Genomic DNA, 16,214 nt, shown 5'->3' on the forward strand with positions numbered 1-16,214 from the left:
AGCGGCACGTAGGTATCGGTTGGGTACGCGTGAAGCAATGGCCAGTAAGTGGAACTGGCAGGTTGTGGCGCAACGCATGACCTGAGTAAACAGGCGTGTGAGACTCCTACTCGAAAATCTCTGGATGCTCCGTCAGGCGCAGCCGAGTTCGTCGAATGTGCAATCGCATGATGGATCCCGCCTCTGCAGCATCGCGGCGCCGAATCGCGCTCGCGATGAGCTGATGGTCGCTATCAACCGAGCGGTCTCCGGAATTCCGTCCGATGGACATGAACACACGTCGATAGTGGTGAGTACGGTCCCATAGACCTCGTACCGTGTCCGAAAGCAAGAGGGTCTCCCCTCCTGAATACGTGAGATAGTGGAATTTACGATCGAGTTCGAGAAACGCTTCAAGTTCCTCGGTTTCCGAAATCTCTTGCGCGAGTGCTTCAGCTCGGTTGATGACTTCATCTGTGAGTTCGGGGACTGTGAACTCGAGAAGAAGCGGTTCCAATTGCTCACGAATCCGGTAGAGCTCGTCACATTCTCGAAGACTCAGTTTTGAGATCCATGCGCCTGTATTTGCGATACTGCTGATGAGACCGTCAGCTGCGAGCAACCGGAGCGCATCCCGCACGGCTGCCCTCGACGCGCCGTAACGCTCGGCAAGGTCAGTTTGGCGGATGCGTGTGCCGGGTTCGAAGTGCCCAGCAAGGATGTCAAGACGTAACTGCCTGGCCACATTCGCACCGGCTGCTCCGTGGCTGATTGCACGGAACTTGGCCGCGGATTCTAAAGTCGTCATTGTCCTATTCTGCAGGTTGTCTCGGGTGCCATAGTTTCCGGGTTGTCGTCGCTTCGTATGCTTTGCCATTCGGGTAGGACACGAGCTCGAATTGCATGCCCCAGGGGGCACGGAAATAGACCCAACGCTGTCCCTCTGCAGCGTGGGCACTCTTCACAGGCGTACCCATTACTTCGACGCCCTTGTTGCGAAGGTACTGAACAGCGGCGTCCATGTCATCGACGTAGAGAGCGAGGTGGTGGCCGCCAATGTCGCTATTTGCAGGCTGAGGCAATTGGCCATCGGCTGAGTCGTACTCAAATAATTCGAAGTTGCTGCCGTTACCGAGACGGTAAAAGCGAATTTCCCGAATTTTCGTACGGGGATGGACACCTATCTGAACTTGCATCCAGTCGTCGGTGGCGCTCTTACTGCCGAGGGTGTATATGTGCTCAGCGCCGAGCACGTCTACAAGAAACTCTTCTGCTTCATCAAGGTTAGGCACCGTGAATCCAATGTGGTCGGTGCCATGGATAGTCGGAATCATGAGTTCACGATAACTCAAATTGGCGCCAAAAGGGTGATGTTTGCACTCTGGAGCGCTTGAAAGGCCCAAACTGGCGTTGCTATTGGCGCCAATGTGGGGGTATTCTCGTGTAGTAGCGCCAGAGTGGCGCCTGCGCGTACGAAAGTGAGGCAAGGATGCCGAAGCGAGAACGCCTGGATACGGGCGTCGAATGGGTCCAAATTGAGACCACTGACGAAGACTGGGCCGCGGCAGATCCGCAACTCCTCAAAACCATGCTTGGACAGCTCCACCTCATTCGAGCTTTCGAAGAGGCGTTGTTGGAGCTCGCAGGTGAAGGTCTTGTACACGGTCCAGCACACTCCAGCATCGGTCAAGAGGGTGGCGCCGTAGGGTCCATTATTGGGCTGAACTCGAAAGACACCGTGAGCGGTTCGCACCGAGGTCACCATCAGTTCCTTGCCAAGGTCATCGGACACGTTACGCGGGAAGGTCTAAATCTTGATCGCCTCGTATCTGACGAGTTGCAGAGTGTCCTGCAACGCACTTTTGCCGAAATATTGGGACTTGCGCAAGGCTTCTCGGGTGGGCGTGGTGGCTCAATGCACCTTCAATGGCTTGAGGCCGGTGCCACGGGTACAAATGCAATTGTTGGCGGGGGTGCGCCCATGGCCGCAGGAAGCGCTTGGGCGCACAAGCATTCCGGCACCGACAACGTGTCGGTAAATTACTTTGGTGACGGATCGAGTCAGATCGGATCGGTCCTCGAGTCAATGAATCTCGCTGCGGTGTGGAAGCTACCGGTAGCCTTCTTCATCGAAAACAATCTCTATGCCGTTTCGACGCATGCGAACGAGGCGACAGCTGACACTCGTTTCTCCGTTCGGGGGCAAGGGTTCGGGATCCCTGGTTGGCGAGTAGACGGGATGGACCCACTCGCTGTGCACCTGGCAATGAAGGAAGCTAAAGCGAGGATGCGATCGGGTGAAGGCCCCGCCGTTGTAGAGGCGGAGGTCTACCGTTTTTTCCATCAGAACGGTCCTTTTCCTGGCAGTGCGTTCGGCTATCGCACAAAAGAAGAGGAAGCGACATGGCGTGAGCGTGACCCACTATTACGTGTCGCCAACGAGATGCAGAAGCTTGGGTTGATTGACAACAAAGGTGTCGAGTCGGTTCGCGCGCAGGCGCAGAAATCGATGGCCGCAATCGTGGACGAGCTCATCGAGCAAGACCCAGAGAATACGGAAAAGCGACGTATTCGACCCGAGCTGTGGCCGAATAGCGCAAATGTTGACACCGGCATCCGAAGTTCTGGCAAAGAACTTGAGTCACTCGAAGTGTTGGAACCACATTCTGAATCAAAGCCACGGCGCCCGCTTAAGTTCGTGGATGCCGTCGCGCAGGTCATGGACCGGCGGATGACCATGGACGAACGAATTATCGTTATGGGCGAGGACGTACAACACCTCAATGGCGGTACTAATGGTGCCACTAAGGGGCTTCTAAAGAACCACGGTCCAGAGCGAGTTATCGGAACTCCAATCAGTGAGAACGGTTTCTTCGGTCTTGCTACGGGGCTTGCAACCGATGGGCGATACCGCCCTGTTGTCGAGTTCATGTACCCGGATTTCATGTGGGTCGCAGCCGACCAGGTGTTCAATCAAGCTGGCAAAGTACGGCACATGTTCGGTAACAACAACTCGGTCCCGCTCGTGCTCCGCACCAAAGTAGCGATGGGTTCCGGTTACGGATCGCAGCACCTGATGGACCCCGCTGGCGTTTTCGCGACGCAGACAGGGTGGCGAATTGTCGCGGCATCGAACGCTGCGGATTACGTTGGACTGATGAACGCCGCGCTTGCGCTAGAGGACCCCGTGCTTGTGATCGAGCATGTCGACCAGTACTCGAAACAAGACCAGGTGCCAGAGGGTGATCTGGATTACATCATTCCGCCGGGTAGTGCGCGTGTCGTCCGTGAAGGAAAAGATGTCACAGTTCTCACCTATCTCACAATGGTCGAGCACAGCGCGGAGGCGATCGAACAGACCGGTGTAGATGCTGACCTCATCGACCTTCGTTGGCTAGATCGTGCCTCGATCGACTGGGACACGATTGGTGAGAGCATTAAGAGGACTAATAGCGTGTTGATCGTTGAGCAGGGATCTCTGGGACCGTCATACGGGGGTTGGCTTTCGGACGAGATCCAGCGTCGATTCTTCGACTGGCTCGATCAACCGGTCGAGCGAGTGACGGGCGGAGAAGCATCTCCCTCAATTTCAAAGGTCCTTGAACGTGCGGCAATCGCAAAGACTGAAGAGGTCGTCTCCGGCCTCAAACGAGTTCGTAAAGGCTGGGGTAATCGCTAATGGCAATCATTGTTCGTATGCCGCAGTTGGCGGCAGGAGGCGACAACGCTTCGATTCAAAGCTGGTTGGTAGCTAAGGGTGACACCGTTGCCCAGGGTGATCCGATCGCAGAAATTGAGACGGAAAAGGCCGTCGTTGAGTATGAAGCTGAAACCGCTGGTGTACTAGCTGGCACCCTTGCTGAAGCTGGTGACACCGTTGAAGTCGGCGAACCAATTGCGGTGATCGCTGAGAGTGGTGAATCCGTTGAGGATGCCCTGGGGAGTGCGAATGCTACTTCCGAGCCAGCAGATCAGCCAGCGGCAGAGACAGCACCGTCAGCTTCCGGTCCAGTACAAGAGGAGTCGGTCACGCCCTCGACTCTGGACGTTCCTGCCACATCCAAAGAATCTGAATCACCGTCAGCCGCTTCTGACCGAGTGTTCGCGAGCCCCCTCGCGCGGAAACTCGCGAAAGAAAATGACGTTCACGTATCGCTCCTTAACGGCACGGGCCCCAACGGTCGCATTGTTCGGCGCGATGTCGAAGACTTCCTTGCAGCAAAACCGCAACAAGACGCTTCGCCAACGCCTGCGTCAGCTAGTACTACAGTTCATACAGCCAACGTCGCTGGACCTGCGCCCGAGAACGTCAAGTACGAAGATATTCCACACTCTGGGATGCGACGAGCGATCGCACGACGGTTGACGGAGAGTAAAACAACAGTTCCCCATTTTTACGTCAATGCAGATATTCGCGTTGACGCGATGTTCGCGATGCGTAAGCAAATCAACGCGAAACTTGAGGCCAAGGTCTCAGTGAATGACCTCGTCGTCAAGGCTGTCGGCGTAGCGCTTGCAAAGGTACCAGGGGCAAACGCGATTTGGACTGAGGAAGCCACCCGTAAGTTTAAGTCGGTTGACATTGCCGTTGCTGTGTCGGTACCAAACGGACTGTTGACACCTGTAGTGCGTGGTGTAGAAACCAAGTCGATCACGAAACTTAGTGAGGAGATTCGTGAACTGGCGGCCCGGGCACGGGAGGGCAAGATTAAGCAGCACGAACTCGAAGGCGGGTCATTCTCAGTGTCAAATCTTGGAATGTACGGGACCAAATCCTTCTCCGCTATCCTGAATCCTCCCCAGGCTGGAATTCTCGCTGTTGGCGCAGCTGCCAAACAGCCTATTGTCAGCGACGATGGTGAGATAGAAACCGCCATGGTAATGAGTGTGACGTTATCTGCGGATCATCGAGTACTGGATGGAGCACTTGCCGCGGAATGGCTTGCGGAGTTTGAACGCATCGTAGAGAACCCTATGGAGATTTTGCTCTAGTCAAATGCCGTAAAGATACCGCGTGCTGGTTGCGGTACTCGCTAGCGGTGACCGACACTGCCCACTAACACTTCATCCCTGTGCATCTGTATTGACCAAATATTGGCAAGCAGTGAACACGCTATAAACGTGCGAGTTAAATGCAACATGGTGACTCTTGCTGCAAACATGGCCAACTTCATCGGAAAGAGTTGGCGTTAAGTTGCAAAATTCTGCAACTACTGGCTTTCCTAAACCGTGGGTGTATTGCTACACTGAACAGATAGCAGGAGGCCTGCTAAACAAATTCAACTAACCGCCCAACTCAGTGAAGAGGGGCCGAGGAGTGTGAACAGTGACGTCAAACAATCGACTCAGTGGAAAGACAATCGTCGTAACAGGTTCGGCATCAGGAATTGGTGCGGGAATTGCTGAGGGTATGGCTGCGGAGGGTGCGAATCTCGTGATCGCTGACCTCAACTTGGATGGTGCGGCTGCCGTGGCCGAGAAAATCGTGGCAAGTGGTGGTCGCGCTATTGCTGTTCGGGTAGATGTGACGGAGAAAACGGAGGTGGCCGCCGGAATCGCCAGTGCCGTTGAAGAGTTCGGTCGGATCGATGTGTACTTCAATAATGCCGGGATGAACTCACCGATGAAATATCTCGACATCACTCCGGAGAACTTCAGTCTTGTTATGAAGGTAAACGCGCTCGGTACGCTTATCGGCACGCAGGAAGCAGCCAACCAATTCATTAAGCAAGGGACTCCCGGCAAGGTGGTCAATACTGCTTCGATCGCTGGGCGTCAGGGATTTCCAAGCTTCGCGCCCTATAGCGCGGCCAAATCTGCGGTTATTTCCCTCACTCAGTCGGGGGCGCGCGCACTTGCCGAACACAACATCACCGTGAACGGCTTCGCGCCCGGTGTCGTCGAGACCCCGCTGTGGGACAAGCTTGATGCTGACCTCGAGGCCATTGGCGAAGGGGATGCTGGATTTGACTCGATGGCGGGCGACATCATCCTTGGACGCGCAGCGCAACCCTCCGACATCGTTCCCACAGCAATCTTCCTCGCTAGCTCCGATTCGGACTACATCACGGGTCAGATCATCCCCATCGAAGGCGGAATGATCCTCGTTTAGACGAGTTCTGCACGTGAGCAACCACACGCAGCATTATAAGGAGTACTTATTATGAAGGCAGCTGTTTACCACACTGCAGGTGATATTCGGTATGAAGACGTACCGGAGCCGGGTGCGGTCTCATCTTCAGAGATCCTCATCAAACCACTTTGGTGCGGCATTTGTGGCACGGACGTCCACGAGTATCAGGCGGGCCCGATCGTCACTCCGGTCGATCCGCACGCGCTTACGGGTGCCACCAACCCTCAGATTCTCGGCCATGAAATGTCCGCGATAATAATTGAAGCGGGTTCGGAGGTCAAGAATGTTGCAGCGGGTCAGCGTGTGTCCATCATGCCTCTGCTCTCGTGCAAACAGTGCTATCACTGCGTTCGCGGCCGCAACCACCTCTGCGAGCGAATGGCTTGTATCGGTTTGAGTTACAAGAGTGGGGGACTTGCTGAGTTCGCGCTTATCCCTGCAGAGAACGCGTTTCCGATTCCGGATAGTGTGAGCGATTTGCAGGGTGCTCTCGTCGAGCCTACGGCTGTCGCTGCCTACGGGGTGGACTCCTCTGGTGTCCGACCCGGCGAATCACTGCTCATCTCTGGCGCCGGACCGATCGGTTGCCTCGCCGCACTATATGCGGATGCTGCTGGTGCCAATGTCATCATCTCGGAACGCAATCCGAATCGACTTAGACTGGCCCGATCGCTTGACGTGGGACAGGTTGTTGACGTTGGGGAAGAAATTGATATCGCAGAATTCATCCTCGAGCAAACGAATGGTGTGGGCGTCGATGCTGTGGTTGAGTGCTCCGGAAATGAGGCAGCGCTTCAAAACGCGATTAGGGCGGTTCGCGCGTCTGGAACTGTTGTGCAGACAGGTTTGCACACGAGACCAGCAGCAATGGACATGATGAGGATTTCAGAGCGAGACATCTCTGTCATCGGGACCTGGTGCTTCCCAGTCACCGATTGGCCCCGCATCATCAACCTGATCGATCGCAAGCTGAGCAACGTGGAACGGGTGGTTACGTCCAAGCCAAAGCTAGACGAATCCATCATGGATGTATTTGCCGAGCTTTCTGATCCCAAAGGTACGCAAACGAAGATCCTGATCCAGCCCCAAGCGTAGAAGCCTCAGACGCACATCGAACCAAAAGGAAGCTCCATGTCTCAATCAGGGACAACTACACAGAACGCAAGCGTCCGAGCACCTCGCGCGCGGTTCCCCATAAATCGTGGTCTGCTGACGATGCTCATCGCTTTCGTCGTGTTGATCGTGGTGTCGATGCTCTTTGCACCATCCAGCGTCACGTCCGGAACTTTCAACAACATGCTGAAATTTGGAGCGGTGCTGGCAGTCGCAGGCCTTGGGCAGATGCTGGTTATACAGCAAGGCGGCATCGATATGTCAGTGCCTGGAGCAATTTCACTCGCAGTGGTACTGATGTCTCATATTCCAAATGGTGACAACTCCCTGATCGTTCCTGCGATGGCTCTCGCCTTCCTAGCCGCTATCGTTGCGGGACTCGTCAATGCGCTTCTCGTAGCGCGCCTAGGTCTGAACTCGATCATCGCAACGCTCGGTGTTAACGCTCTGTTTATGGCCGTGGTGCTCGCAGTTTCGGGAGGAACGCCGACGAGTAGTCCCAGCGCACTCGTCAGCACCATTAGCTCGAACACAGTTGGTGTTTCGAACGCATTTCTACTTGCAGTACTCACGCTCCTCATAGTCACGGTCGTCATTAAGAAGACCATTGCGGGTCGCAAGTTCGAATCCGTGGGCTCCAGTGTGCCCACCTCAATAGCGGTTGGCTACCCAGTTCGCCTGTACCGAGGATTCGGTTACGTCGGCGCACAATTGCTCTATACGACTGCAGGAATCATCCTTACGGGAATTACCCTCCAGCCGAATGCATATATGGGCACGAGCTACCTGTTAACTTCCGTTGCCGTCGTCGTGCTCGCCGGCACGTCACTCCTAGGCGGAAAAGGCTTCCCAATTGCGACAGTTATCGCAGCACTATTTATGAGCCAACTCGATCAGTTCACCCTGGCCCTTGGCGTTCCCTATGCCGCTCAGACGCTCGTACAAGCGATTGCGCTCGCGGTTGGTGTGGCGATCTACACGATCAAATGGGACGGAATAAGGGCAAAGCTCCTGCGACACCGGAGTCCGTCGACGGCATAGTCCTATGCCTATCCCCTCCTTTACCTATATAACCACGAATAAAACAAGGAAGTTTTTATGTCTACACACATGAGTGCGAAGCGTTTTAGTCAGCTACTGGCTACAGCTGCTGTTGCAACACTAGCTCTCGTCGGTTGTGCATCCGGCGGAAGCAACGAAGCGGGTCCTGAACATACTGGTGATGTGCCTTCATGGTGCGGCCCAGAAGAAACCTCGCTTGCTCTTCTCGATGGATTCGGCGGTAACGGATGGCGTGTTCTCACTGCCGCAGCAGGTGAACAAGAAGCCGCGAAGTGCCCGAGCGTTACTTCATTTGAATACGCTGATGGTCAGGGCGACACTCAGAAAGCAATCTCTGACATTCAGGGAATGGTGGCGACCGGAGTTGGCGCCCTCGTCATTTTTCCAGATGCCGGTGAAGCGGTGCTCCCTGCGATCCGTAGCGCCTATGACGCTGGCGTGGTCACGGTCCCTTACCGTGCAGATCCAGGCGGGGAAGCGGGAGTTGATTATGACGCCTGGATCGGTGCTGACTTCACATCGGATGGCGTGGCATGGGGCACCTGGATTGCAGAACAGTTTCCTGACGGGGCCAACATCCTCTTTGTAGGAGGTCCAGCAGGTTCGAGCCAAGGCAATTCCGAGCGAGAGGGCCTAGAGTCTGTACTCACAGACGACAAATACGTCATGATCGGTGAGCAGCCCTTTGAAGTGACCAACTGGGATCCTTCAACAACCCAGCAAGTGCTCACAGCGGCGATCAATAAGTATCCAGAGATCGATGTGATCATTTCCGATTTTGGGCCTTCGATGGTTGGAGCGCTGCCAGCGTTCGCCGAGAATGATCGCTCGATTCCGGCACTCGTAACATCCGATGGAAACGTTCTCGGCTGCTTCTTTGAAGAGAATAAGGACGCGAATCCTGATTTCCAATTGATGACAGTTGAGACGGGCGTCGACAACGCACGGCTGGCCGTTCAACACGCCGTTGCTCTTGCTACTGGTGGTACCCCGCCTGAAGAAACCACCTTCCAGGCAGAGGTCTTTGAAGACTCGACATCTGACGATAAGCCTGTCCAGTGTGAATCCGACCTGCCAGACGACATTTATCTCTCATCGGAGATGTCTGGCGAAGAACAAGCTGCGCTAATCAAATAATCCGATAGGCGTACTCGGTTGGCCAGGCGCAAAGCAGGTCTGGCCGACCGAGCCCCACCGCCGCAACGATTTCAGTTCGAAAGATGACTCAGATGACTCAGCACGTGAGCGACCCTAACGGTCCGGGAATCTCAATTGCAGACCAGGAACGCGGCACGACGATCCTCAAGGCAGAGGGCGTTACTAAGACCTTCGGCGCGGTGAAAGCGCTGACTGACGTATCACTTGCCTTTGCTCGGGGCGAAGTTCACGCATTGCTTGGCGAAAATGGTGCCGGGAAGTCAACCCTGATGAACGTGGTCACCGGTGTCCTCGCACCCAACCGAGGGACGATCAGCATCGATGGCGATTCTTACGAACGACTGACCCCACGACTCGCCGCCGATCACGGAATCGCGATTGTTCATCAGCACCCGGCTGTCATGCCAGACCTCACGGTCATGGAAAACATCTTGATTGCTCGACCGAAAGACCTCGCTGACGCTGATAACCTTCGCGCGGCAGTTCAAACACTAATCGACCGCGTGGGATTGACCGTGCACCTCGACGAGCGAGTCGAGAATCTCAGTATCGCGCAGAAACACCTCCTCGAAATCGCTAAGGCACTTGGGAGTGACCCCCAGGTACTCATCCTCGACGAACCGACAGCACCGCTTGATAGTGATTCAGTGCAGATGCTGTACTCAATTATCGAAGAGGCCCTCGCGCGTGATATCGCGGTAATTTATATCACGCACCGCATGGCAGAAGTCCGAATCCTTGCGCGCACGGTGAGCGTTCTCCGCGATGGCAAGGTGACACTGAGTAACAAGAAAGTCAGTGATATCACTGATGACGAGTTATTCACGTTCATCGTGGGTCGTCAGCTGGAAGCTCAGTTCCCTGACAAACTTGAATATGTCGAAGGCACCTCGCCCAACCTTGTGGTTGCGGAACTTTCTGGGCCCGGATTCCAGAACATAAGTTTCACCGCCAACCCCGGAGAGATTATTGGGATCTCCGGAGTAGTGGGTAATGGTCAGAGCAGTCTGCTCAAGGCATTGAGCGGACGAACACGCCATACTCATGGCACTATTTCCATCGACAACATGGAATTCACGACCCGGCAACTGCTAAAAAATGCAGGGTACATGCCAGCGGATCGTCATCACGAAGGTCTCTTCATGAAGTTTGGGCTTCGGGAGAACGTTGTGGCCTCTTCGCTGTCGAAAGTCTCCAACGGTATTTTCCTCAACTCCAAGAAAGAACGAGTTGCAGCGCATCGCGCTCTTGAACAGCTCAACGTGAAGGCTTCGAGTATCGAAGCTGACATTTCGAGCCTTTCAGGTGGCAACCAGCAGAAGGTCGTGATGGCCCGAACGGAGCTCAGCGCACCGAAGGTCATTCTTGCTGATGAACCCACCCAGGGTGTTGATGTTGGTGCCCGTGCGGAGATTTATCAGATCTTGCGTGAGCTTTCCGCGAGTGGCACTCCTGTGGTGGTGGTGTCTTCGGATGCCGCAGAACTCGAGGGGCTCTGCGACAAGGTCCTCGTGATGTCGCGGGGCCAGATTGTTGCTGAGCTTTCCGGCGAAGAAGTTACCGAGCAGAAGATGGTCCGCGCCGCGGTCTCGGCCCAGACGGAATCGATCGCCGATGCTAAGTCATCTGCACGAAAGTCAACCAAGGACTCCTCAAGGGCAGGGTTTGAACGCTTTCTGAGGGGTGACTATTCGCCAGCAGTTCTCCTCGGTCTACTAGTTATTGGCTTGGCGCTCTACGTGTTCACCGTTAATGATCGATATTTCAACGCGTTTAATATTTCATCCATGATGTTGCTCGCATCTGCCCTGGCTTTTATCGCTATCGGGCAGACCGTGACCTTGCTTGTCGGCGGAATTGATTTGTCACTGGGGCCATTAGCGGGCTTGGTGGTCGTCATTGCGTCATTCCACCTTAATGAAGGCGCTTCCTTGGGCGGAATATTGTTGGGGCTAGCGACGATGCTCTTGGTGTCGATAATTGTTGGCCTCATCAACGGCGTATTAATTAGGTATGTGAAGTTCACTGCTGTAGCTGCAACACTCACGCTCTACATCGCGATTCAAGGTATTAGTTTGATCTTGCGTCCTCGAACCGGTGGTGCAATCAGTAAAGAAATCATAGATCTTCTCACTGCTGGGTTCGGCGCAATTCCTTTCATCTTCATTGCAGCTGTTGTTGTAACGCTCCTTCTTGAATATGCACTTCGGAAGAGCCGTTGGGGGCTAAGTGTCCGCGGGGTTGGATCAGACGAGGTTGCCGCACGAAATCTAGGTGTGCGGGTGGACTTCACCGTGGTTGGCGCATACGTATTAGCCGCAGTTCTCACGTTCCTCGGTGGTGTCGTCCTCATGGCTCAAATTGGGGTGGGTGACCCGGCACAGGGCGTCTCGTACACAATGACCAGCATTACGGCAGCGGTACTTGGTGGCGCGAGTCTGCTGGGTGGACGTGCAAGCTTTATCGGTACGCTGCTCGGTGCGATGCTGCTCACCCAGGTCATGAACGCAACAGTGTTCCTGCGGCTGGATGGTTTGTGGCAGTACCTCCTGCAGGGTTTTCTTATCACCGTCGCGGCCGTTGTTTACACGACTATTCGAGGGCGACGAGCACGTGCGTTGTAGGTGGTGTCTGACTATTTATGAAGCAAAAAGCTTTGTTTGGGTGAGTCACGTGGATCGCTCCAACAAGAAATGTCATGAGTGATGTGTCTTTGGGGAATTAGTCGTATCGAGTGAAGTCGTTGCACTAGCGTCGTCTCCTGTCATCGGATGGCTGCAAAGAATAGACCTATCAGGTGGGTTGGGTGTTCGCGGGAGAATCTCATCATTATCGGCGGTGGATACTCATTCGTTGAAATGCGCCGTTGCGAGGAGCCTCGCTACTTATTGAGAAATTGCCGCGCAAGTGGCGCACAGCTTGCTGTGTGATGGATGAGGTGAGCGAGAGTGAGCTAATCCAATCCAATCGGTTAGTGAGCGACGCGGTCTAGGAGCGTACATTGCGCACTGCATCATCAGGCGGCGACATGCTCGACTAAGCGCTGAAATCCTCTCGAGGATCGTTGTCAGCGGTTTCCAAAGTCCGAGATTTTGACTAATGTACAGTATGAATTAACACTTGTGCAGTGCTGCGCAAGTATGACTCGCATCCGCGACAAATGAGAAGGAAGTGATTCTGTTGGCTATCCCGACTTACGGAATGAATGATGTCGACTGGGAGCAGCGTATCGATCGCGACTCCCTCCGTGACGGTCGTCTTGCGCGGCTTCGCGCAGAACTTGAAAAATCTGATCTGGGGGCCTTGCTCGCGTTTGACTTCTCTAACATCCGCTACATGTCTGCGACCCACATCGGCACCTGGGCCATGGACAAGGCGATCCGATTCTCACTAATTACCCGCAATAGTGATCCCATTGTGTGGGACTTTGGGTCTGCTGCAAAACACCATGACCTCTACAACCCTTGGCTGCACACCACCCATAGTGAAATGGATGCGGACCCCCATGCTCCCCACCATGACGCTGTGAAACCGCGGGCAGAATCGGGTGCTCGCGCCGGTATTTCGACGCTTCGTGGTGCTTTCCATCCGGACGCGGGCATCGCTGAAGAGGTCGCGCGCAAGATCCGGCGTGAACTTGAAAAATTTGGCCTTCTCAATGAGCCTCTCGGCGTTGACATCATCGAGCTACCGATACTTTTTGCAATGCAGAAGGCCGGAATCTCGGTTGTAGATGGCCAGCAGGTCTTCCTCAACGCTCGTGCAGTAAAGCTTCCAGAGGAAGTTGGGCTCCTAACCCAGGCCGCCTCAATGGTGGATGCCGCGTATGAAGAGCTCTACGAGTTCCTCCGCCCCGGCGTCCGTGAGAACGAAACTGTCGCACTCGTGTCAAAGGTGCTCTACGACCTTGGTTCCGAATACGTTGAAGGTGTAAATGCGATCTCCGGTGAGCGTTGCTCGCCGCACCCGCATGTGTTTTCAGATCGACTCATTCGTCCGGGAGATCCGGCATTCTTCGACATCCTGCACAGCCACCAGGGCTACCGAACTTGCTACTACCGAACGTTCGCAGTTGGTTCAGCTAGTTCTGCTCAGAACGACGCGTATAAGCGTGCCCGAGAGTACATGGACCGTGCAATCGCCTTGGTGCGCCCCGGCGCGACAACGGCTGACATTGTCGCAGTATGGCCCAAGGCCGAAGAATTTGGATTCCCAGATGAAGAAGCGGCATTCGCATTGCAATACGGACACGGGGTGGGATTGTCGATTTGGGAGAAACCAATCTTCTCGCGCCTCGTTTCGTTTGATCACCCTGAGGAACTCAAAGAGGGCATGGTATTCGCCCTGGAAACTTATTGGCCCTCAGCCGACGGTATCGGTGCAGCCAGAATTGAAGAAGAAGTCGTTGTCACGGCAGATGGTTGTGAGGTCATCACGAAGTTCCCTGCTGAGGAACTGCTCGTTGCTGGCCAGCGCTATCACGCCGTGGGAGGGCCCCTCTCGACGTTGCGCGACTCCCAGTCGCACCTCAACACTTCGGCCGGACGCGGCGAAATCTAGGATCGCGATATGGCAAACACAATGAAGGCCGCTATTTACCACGGCGCAGGTGACGTCCGAATTGAGCGTCACCCAATGCCAGAGGCCCAAATTGGTGAGGTGTTGATTCGCGTCACTCGATCTGGGGTCTGCGGGACGGATGCTTCCGAATGGAAATCGGGACCGAAAATCTTTCCAGTCAATCATGTGCACCCAAACAGCGGGCACCGAGGCCCAATGGTTTTCGGACACGAATTCATTGGTGAGATCGTCGACAGCAAGAGCACCGATTTTCAGGTCGGAGAGCGAGTCGCCTCGGGAGCGGGCGTTTCCTGTGGCGAATGTGCTCGGTGTCTCGAGGATCGCACTAACCTGTGCGATCACTACAAAACATTCGGCCTCAACATTGACGGTGGCATGGCCGAATATGTGGCTGTTCCTGCTGCGACCTTGGTGCGAATTCCAACCGAGGTGCCGGATGATCGTGCCGGTCTCGCACAGCCGCTCGCGGTCGGTCTGCATGCAGCCCGCCGCGCTAATGTTCAGCCGGGTGACAAGGTCGTGCTGATTGGTGCAGGCGCCATTGGGACCTTTGTGCTAGCGGGGATCAAACATCTTGTAGATGCAGAAGTAGTCGTGAGCGACTTCGCGGGCCACCGACTTGAGCGCGCGGAGCGGCTCGGTGCAGCTCGGACTATTGCCGTGGACGCGGACGACTACGAGGCCAGAATTGCCGAACTGGCAAAGACCGCTGACGTTGTGATTGAGGCGAGTGGCGCACCGGGACAGCTGAACCGGGCAATCGCTCTCGTCCGTGATGGCGGCACGATTCTTCAGGTGGGACTTCCCACGAAGCAACAGGAAGTAGACATCCACACCCTCGTTTTCCGAGAGATCGTGATCACAACAACGCTCGCGCATGTTTGCAAGGACGACATGCCAGATTCGCTCGAGATATTGAAGTCACCTGCGCTTCAAGATGAGCTACTTGATTCAGTCCGGCCATTGGAAGACTTGGCGGAGCAACTCCAGCTACTTGCCACCGGCCAGATCGAAGGAAAGATCTTGTTCGACCCCTCACTGTGAGGAATAGAGCCCGAGCAATTGGTTAACATCGAACCGAATCAACGTTGATTTATATGAAGAAGAATACAACAAAGGTAGAAGTATGCAAGCGCTTCAATTCGTAGCAAAAGAAATGCCTCAAGTTAACGAGGTGGAGGTCCCTGAAATTGGTCCTGACGAAATCCTCGTGGCCTCGCGAGCGGTCGGTGTATGCCACTCCGACATCGAACTGCTCGAGGGGCAATACATAATCCCATTTACGTATCCAATCATTCCTGGTCATGAATGGTCAGGTGAGATTGTGAAAGTTGGCGAAAATGTGACAGCGTTCACGGTTGGTGATCGCGTAGTTGGTGAATGCGTAATCGGCGAGGACCATTTTGGCTTTTCGATTAGTGGCGCCATGGCTCACTTTTTTGTTGTCCGGCCCGAATGGCTACATCGGATTCCGGACAGCATTGATTGGGGAACGGGTGCCCTTATTGAGACGTTCACCGTCGGTTATCGTTCACTCATGCAAGTGGGCAACGTTAACGCAAGTGATACCGTCGCGGTGTTAGGTGCGGGTCCGGTAGGGCTCGTAACGGCTGCTGCGGCCGCCGCGCTTGGTGCCACAGTCGTCGCGATCGAACCCTCGGAAGCGCGGCGTGAGGCTGCGATCAAGCTCGGTGCGACCCACGCCGTGGAACCGGAGGATGCCGACGCGCTGCTCAATAGATTGACTGACGGCCGTGGTCCCTCCGTCGTAATGGAGGCAAGCGGGAACGCAAACGTGATGGCGAACGCTATCCGAATCGCGGCACAAGGCGCGCGACTCGGTTTCATTGGCATCAACATCGGTCAGGAAGCATCGGTGCCGCTCGGGCTGATCCAGTCGAAGGAGCTCACGATTGTTGGGTCGATCGGTTCGCCAAATGTGTGGCCCGAAGCCATCCGTTTCTTGGAACGAACAGGCATTGACTTGTCTCCGCTCATTACCGACACTTTTGAGCTAGACGACGCTATCGATGCGTTGACCGCATCGCGAAACACCGCGAAGAACCTCAAAGTGCAGGTTCACCTCGACGCATCGATCTAGGTAATGAGACGCGCAGTCACTAAACGGTGACTGCGCGTCTTTCATGGACGCGCTGCTACTGAGATGCTCGCCCTTCGCCGTTCGAGC

12 protein-coding genes are annotated in these 16,214 nt (G+C 55.0%); 10 read left to right on the top strand and 2 right to left on the bottom strand.

Features of this window, described 5'->3' with window-relative positions; genetic code table 11:
* Nucleotides 1-106: 106 nt before the first annotated feature.
* Nucleotides 107-787 (bottom strand): GntR family transcriptional regulator, encoded by a 681-nt coding sequence (locus ACTHXA_RS02735; protein WP_441669114.1) that lies wholly within the window; start codon nucleotides 785-787, stop codon nucleotides 107-109.
* Nucleotides 788-791: 4 nt separating this feature from the next.
* Nucleotides 792-1,313, bottom strand: coding sequence for a VOC family protein (locus ACTHXA_RS02740; protein ID WP_441669116.1), 522 nt, complete (start codon nucleotides 1,311-1,313; stop codon nucleotides 792-794).
* 155 nt (nucleotides 1,314-1,468) lie between these two features.
* Here ACTHXA_RS02740 and ACTHXA_RS02745 point away from each other — a divergent pair, with 155 nt between their 5' ends.
* The 10 genes from ACTHXA_RS02745 to ACTHXA_RS02790 all read left to right on the top strand — a co-directional run bounded on the left by ACTHXA_RS02745 (nucleotide 1,469) and on the right by ACTHXA_RS02790 (nucleotide 16,127).
* A complete protein-coding gene (locus ACTHXA_RS02745; protein ID WP_441669118.1) occupies nucleotides 1,469-3,658 on the top strand; it encodes an alpha-ketoacid dehydrogenase subunit alpha/beta in 2,190 nt (729 codons plus the stop codon).
* A complete protein-coding gene (locus ACTHXA_RS02750) occupies nucleotides 3,658-4,971 on the top strand; it encodes a pyruvate dehydrogenase complex dihydrolipoamide acetyltransferase (protein ID WP_441669120.1) in 1,314 nt (437 codons plus the stop codon). The genes ACTHXA_RS02745 and ACTHXA_RS02750 overlap by 1 nt, the downstream gene beginning before the upstream one ends.
* Nucleotides 4,972-5,305: 334 nt before the next feature.
* A complete protein-coding gene (locus tag ACTHXA_RS02755) occupies nucleotides 5,306-6,091 on the top strand; it encodes an SDR family NAD(P)-dependent oxidoreductase (RefSeq protein ID WP_441669122.1) in 786 nt (261 codons plus the stop codon).
* Nucleotides 6,092-6,142: 51 nt separating this feature from the next.
* Complete coding sequence (locus tag ACTHXA_RS02760) at nucleotides 6,143-7,207, top strand: zinc-binding dehydrogenase (protein ID WP_441669124.1); 1,065 nt, start codon at nucleotides 6,143-6,145, stop codon at nucleotides 7,205-7,207.
* A gap of 36 nt (nucleotides 7,208-7,243) precedes the next feature.
* Nucleotides 7,244-8,266, top strand: a complete 1,023-nt coding sequence (locus tag ACTHXA_RS02765) for an ABC transporter permease (protein WP_441669126.1) — start codon at nucleotides 7,244-7,246, stop codon at nucleotides 8,264-8,266.
* A 57-nt stretch (nucleotides 8,267-8,323) separates the two neighbouring features.
* Nucleotides 8,324-9,424: a substrate-binding domain-containing protein gene (locus tag ACTHXA_RS02770; RefSeq protein ID WP_441669128.1), complete on the top strand. Its 1,101-nt coding sequence runs from the start codon at nucleotides 8,324-8,326 to the stop codon at nucleotides 9,422-9,424.
* 83 nt (nucleotides 9,425-9,507) lie between these two features.
* Nucleotides 9,508-12,069 carry an ATP-binding cassette domain-containing protein gene (locus ACTHXA_RS02775; RefSeq protein WP_441669130.1) on the top strand — a complete coding sequence of 854 codons (2,562 nt, stop codon included), beginning with the start codon at nucleotides 9,508-9,510 and terminating at the stop codon, nucleotides 12,067-12,069.
* 556 nt (nucleotides 12,070-12,625) lie between these two features.
* Nucleotides 12,626-14,005, top strand: a complete 1,380-nt coding sequence (locus ACTHXA_RS02780) for a M24 family metallopeptidase (RefSeq protein ID WP_441669132.1) — start codon at nucleotides 12,626-12,628, stop codon at nucleotides 14,003-14,005.
* A gap of 9 nt (nucleotides 14,006-14,014) precedes the next feature.
* Entirely contained in the window at nucleotides 14,015-15,070 is a 1,056-nt protein-coding gene (locus tag ACTHXA_RS02785) for a zinc-dependent alcohol dehydrogenase (RefSeq protein WP_441669134.1), read from the top strand.
* 112 nt (nucleotides 15,071-15,182) lie between these two features.
* The gene (locus ACTHXA_RS02790) at nucleotides 15,183-16,127 is read left to right on the top strand and encodes a zinc-dependent alcohol dehydrogenase (RefSeq protein WP_441669136.1); all 945 of its coding nucleotides are present in this window, start codon (nucleotides 15,183-15,185) and stop codon (nucleotides 16,125-16,127) included.
* Nucleotides 16,128-16,214 lie beyond the last annotated feature (87 nt).

This window comes from Gulosibacter sp. (genome assembly GCF_052090685.1).
Taxonomy (GTDB): domain Bacteria; phylum Actinomycetota; class Actinomycetes; order Actinomycetales; family Microbacteriaceae; genus Gulosibacter.

Excerpts from the sequence above, each read along its gene's own strand:
- ACTHXA_RS02735 (WP_441669114.1), bottom strand. The coding sequence starts at position 787 with ATGACGACTTTAGAATCCGCGGCCAAGTTCCGTGCAATCAGCCACGGA.
- ACTHXA_RS02740 (WP_441669116.1), bottom strand. The coding sequence starts at position 1,313 with ATGATTCCGACTATCCATGGCACCGACCACATTGGATTCACGGTGCCT.
- ACTHXA_RS02745 (WP_441669118.1), top strand. The coding sequence starts at position 1,469 with ATGCCGAAGCGAGAACGCCTGGATACGGGCGTCGAATGGGTCCAAATT.
- ACTHXA_RS02750 (WP_441669120.1), top strand. The coding sequence starts at position 3,658 with ATGGCAATCATTGTTCGTATGCCGCAGTTGGCGGCAGGAGGCGACAAC.
- ACTHXA_RS02760 (WP_441669124.1), top strand. The coding sequence starts at position 6,143 with ATGAAGGCAGCTGTTTACCACACTGCAGGTGATATTCGGTATGAAGAC.
- ACTHXA_RS02765 (WP_441669126.1), top strand. The coding sequence starts at position 7,244 with ATGTCTCAATCAGGGACAACTACACAGAACGCAAGCGTCCGAGCACCT.
- ACTHXA_RS02770 (WP_441669128.1), top strand. The coding sequence starts at position 8,324 with ATGTCTACACACATGAGTGCGAAGCGTTTTAGTCAGCTACTGGCTACA.
- ACTHXA_RS02775 (WP_441669130.1), top strand. The coding sequence starts at position 9,508 with ATGACTCAGATGACTCAGCACGTGAGCGACCCTAACGGTCCGGGAATC.
- ACTHXA_RS02785 (WP_441669134.1), top strand. The coding sequence starts at position 14,015 with ATGGCAAACACAATGAAGGCCGCTATTTACCACGGCGCAGGTGACGTC.
- ACTHXA_RS02790 (WP_441669136.1), top strand. The coding sequence starts at position 15,183 with ATGCCTCAAGTTAACGAGGTGGAGGTCCCTGAAATTGGTCCTGACGAA.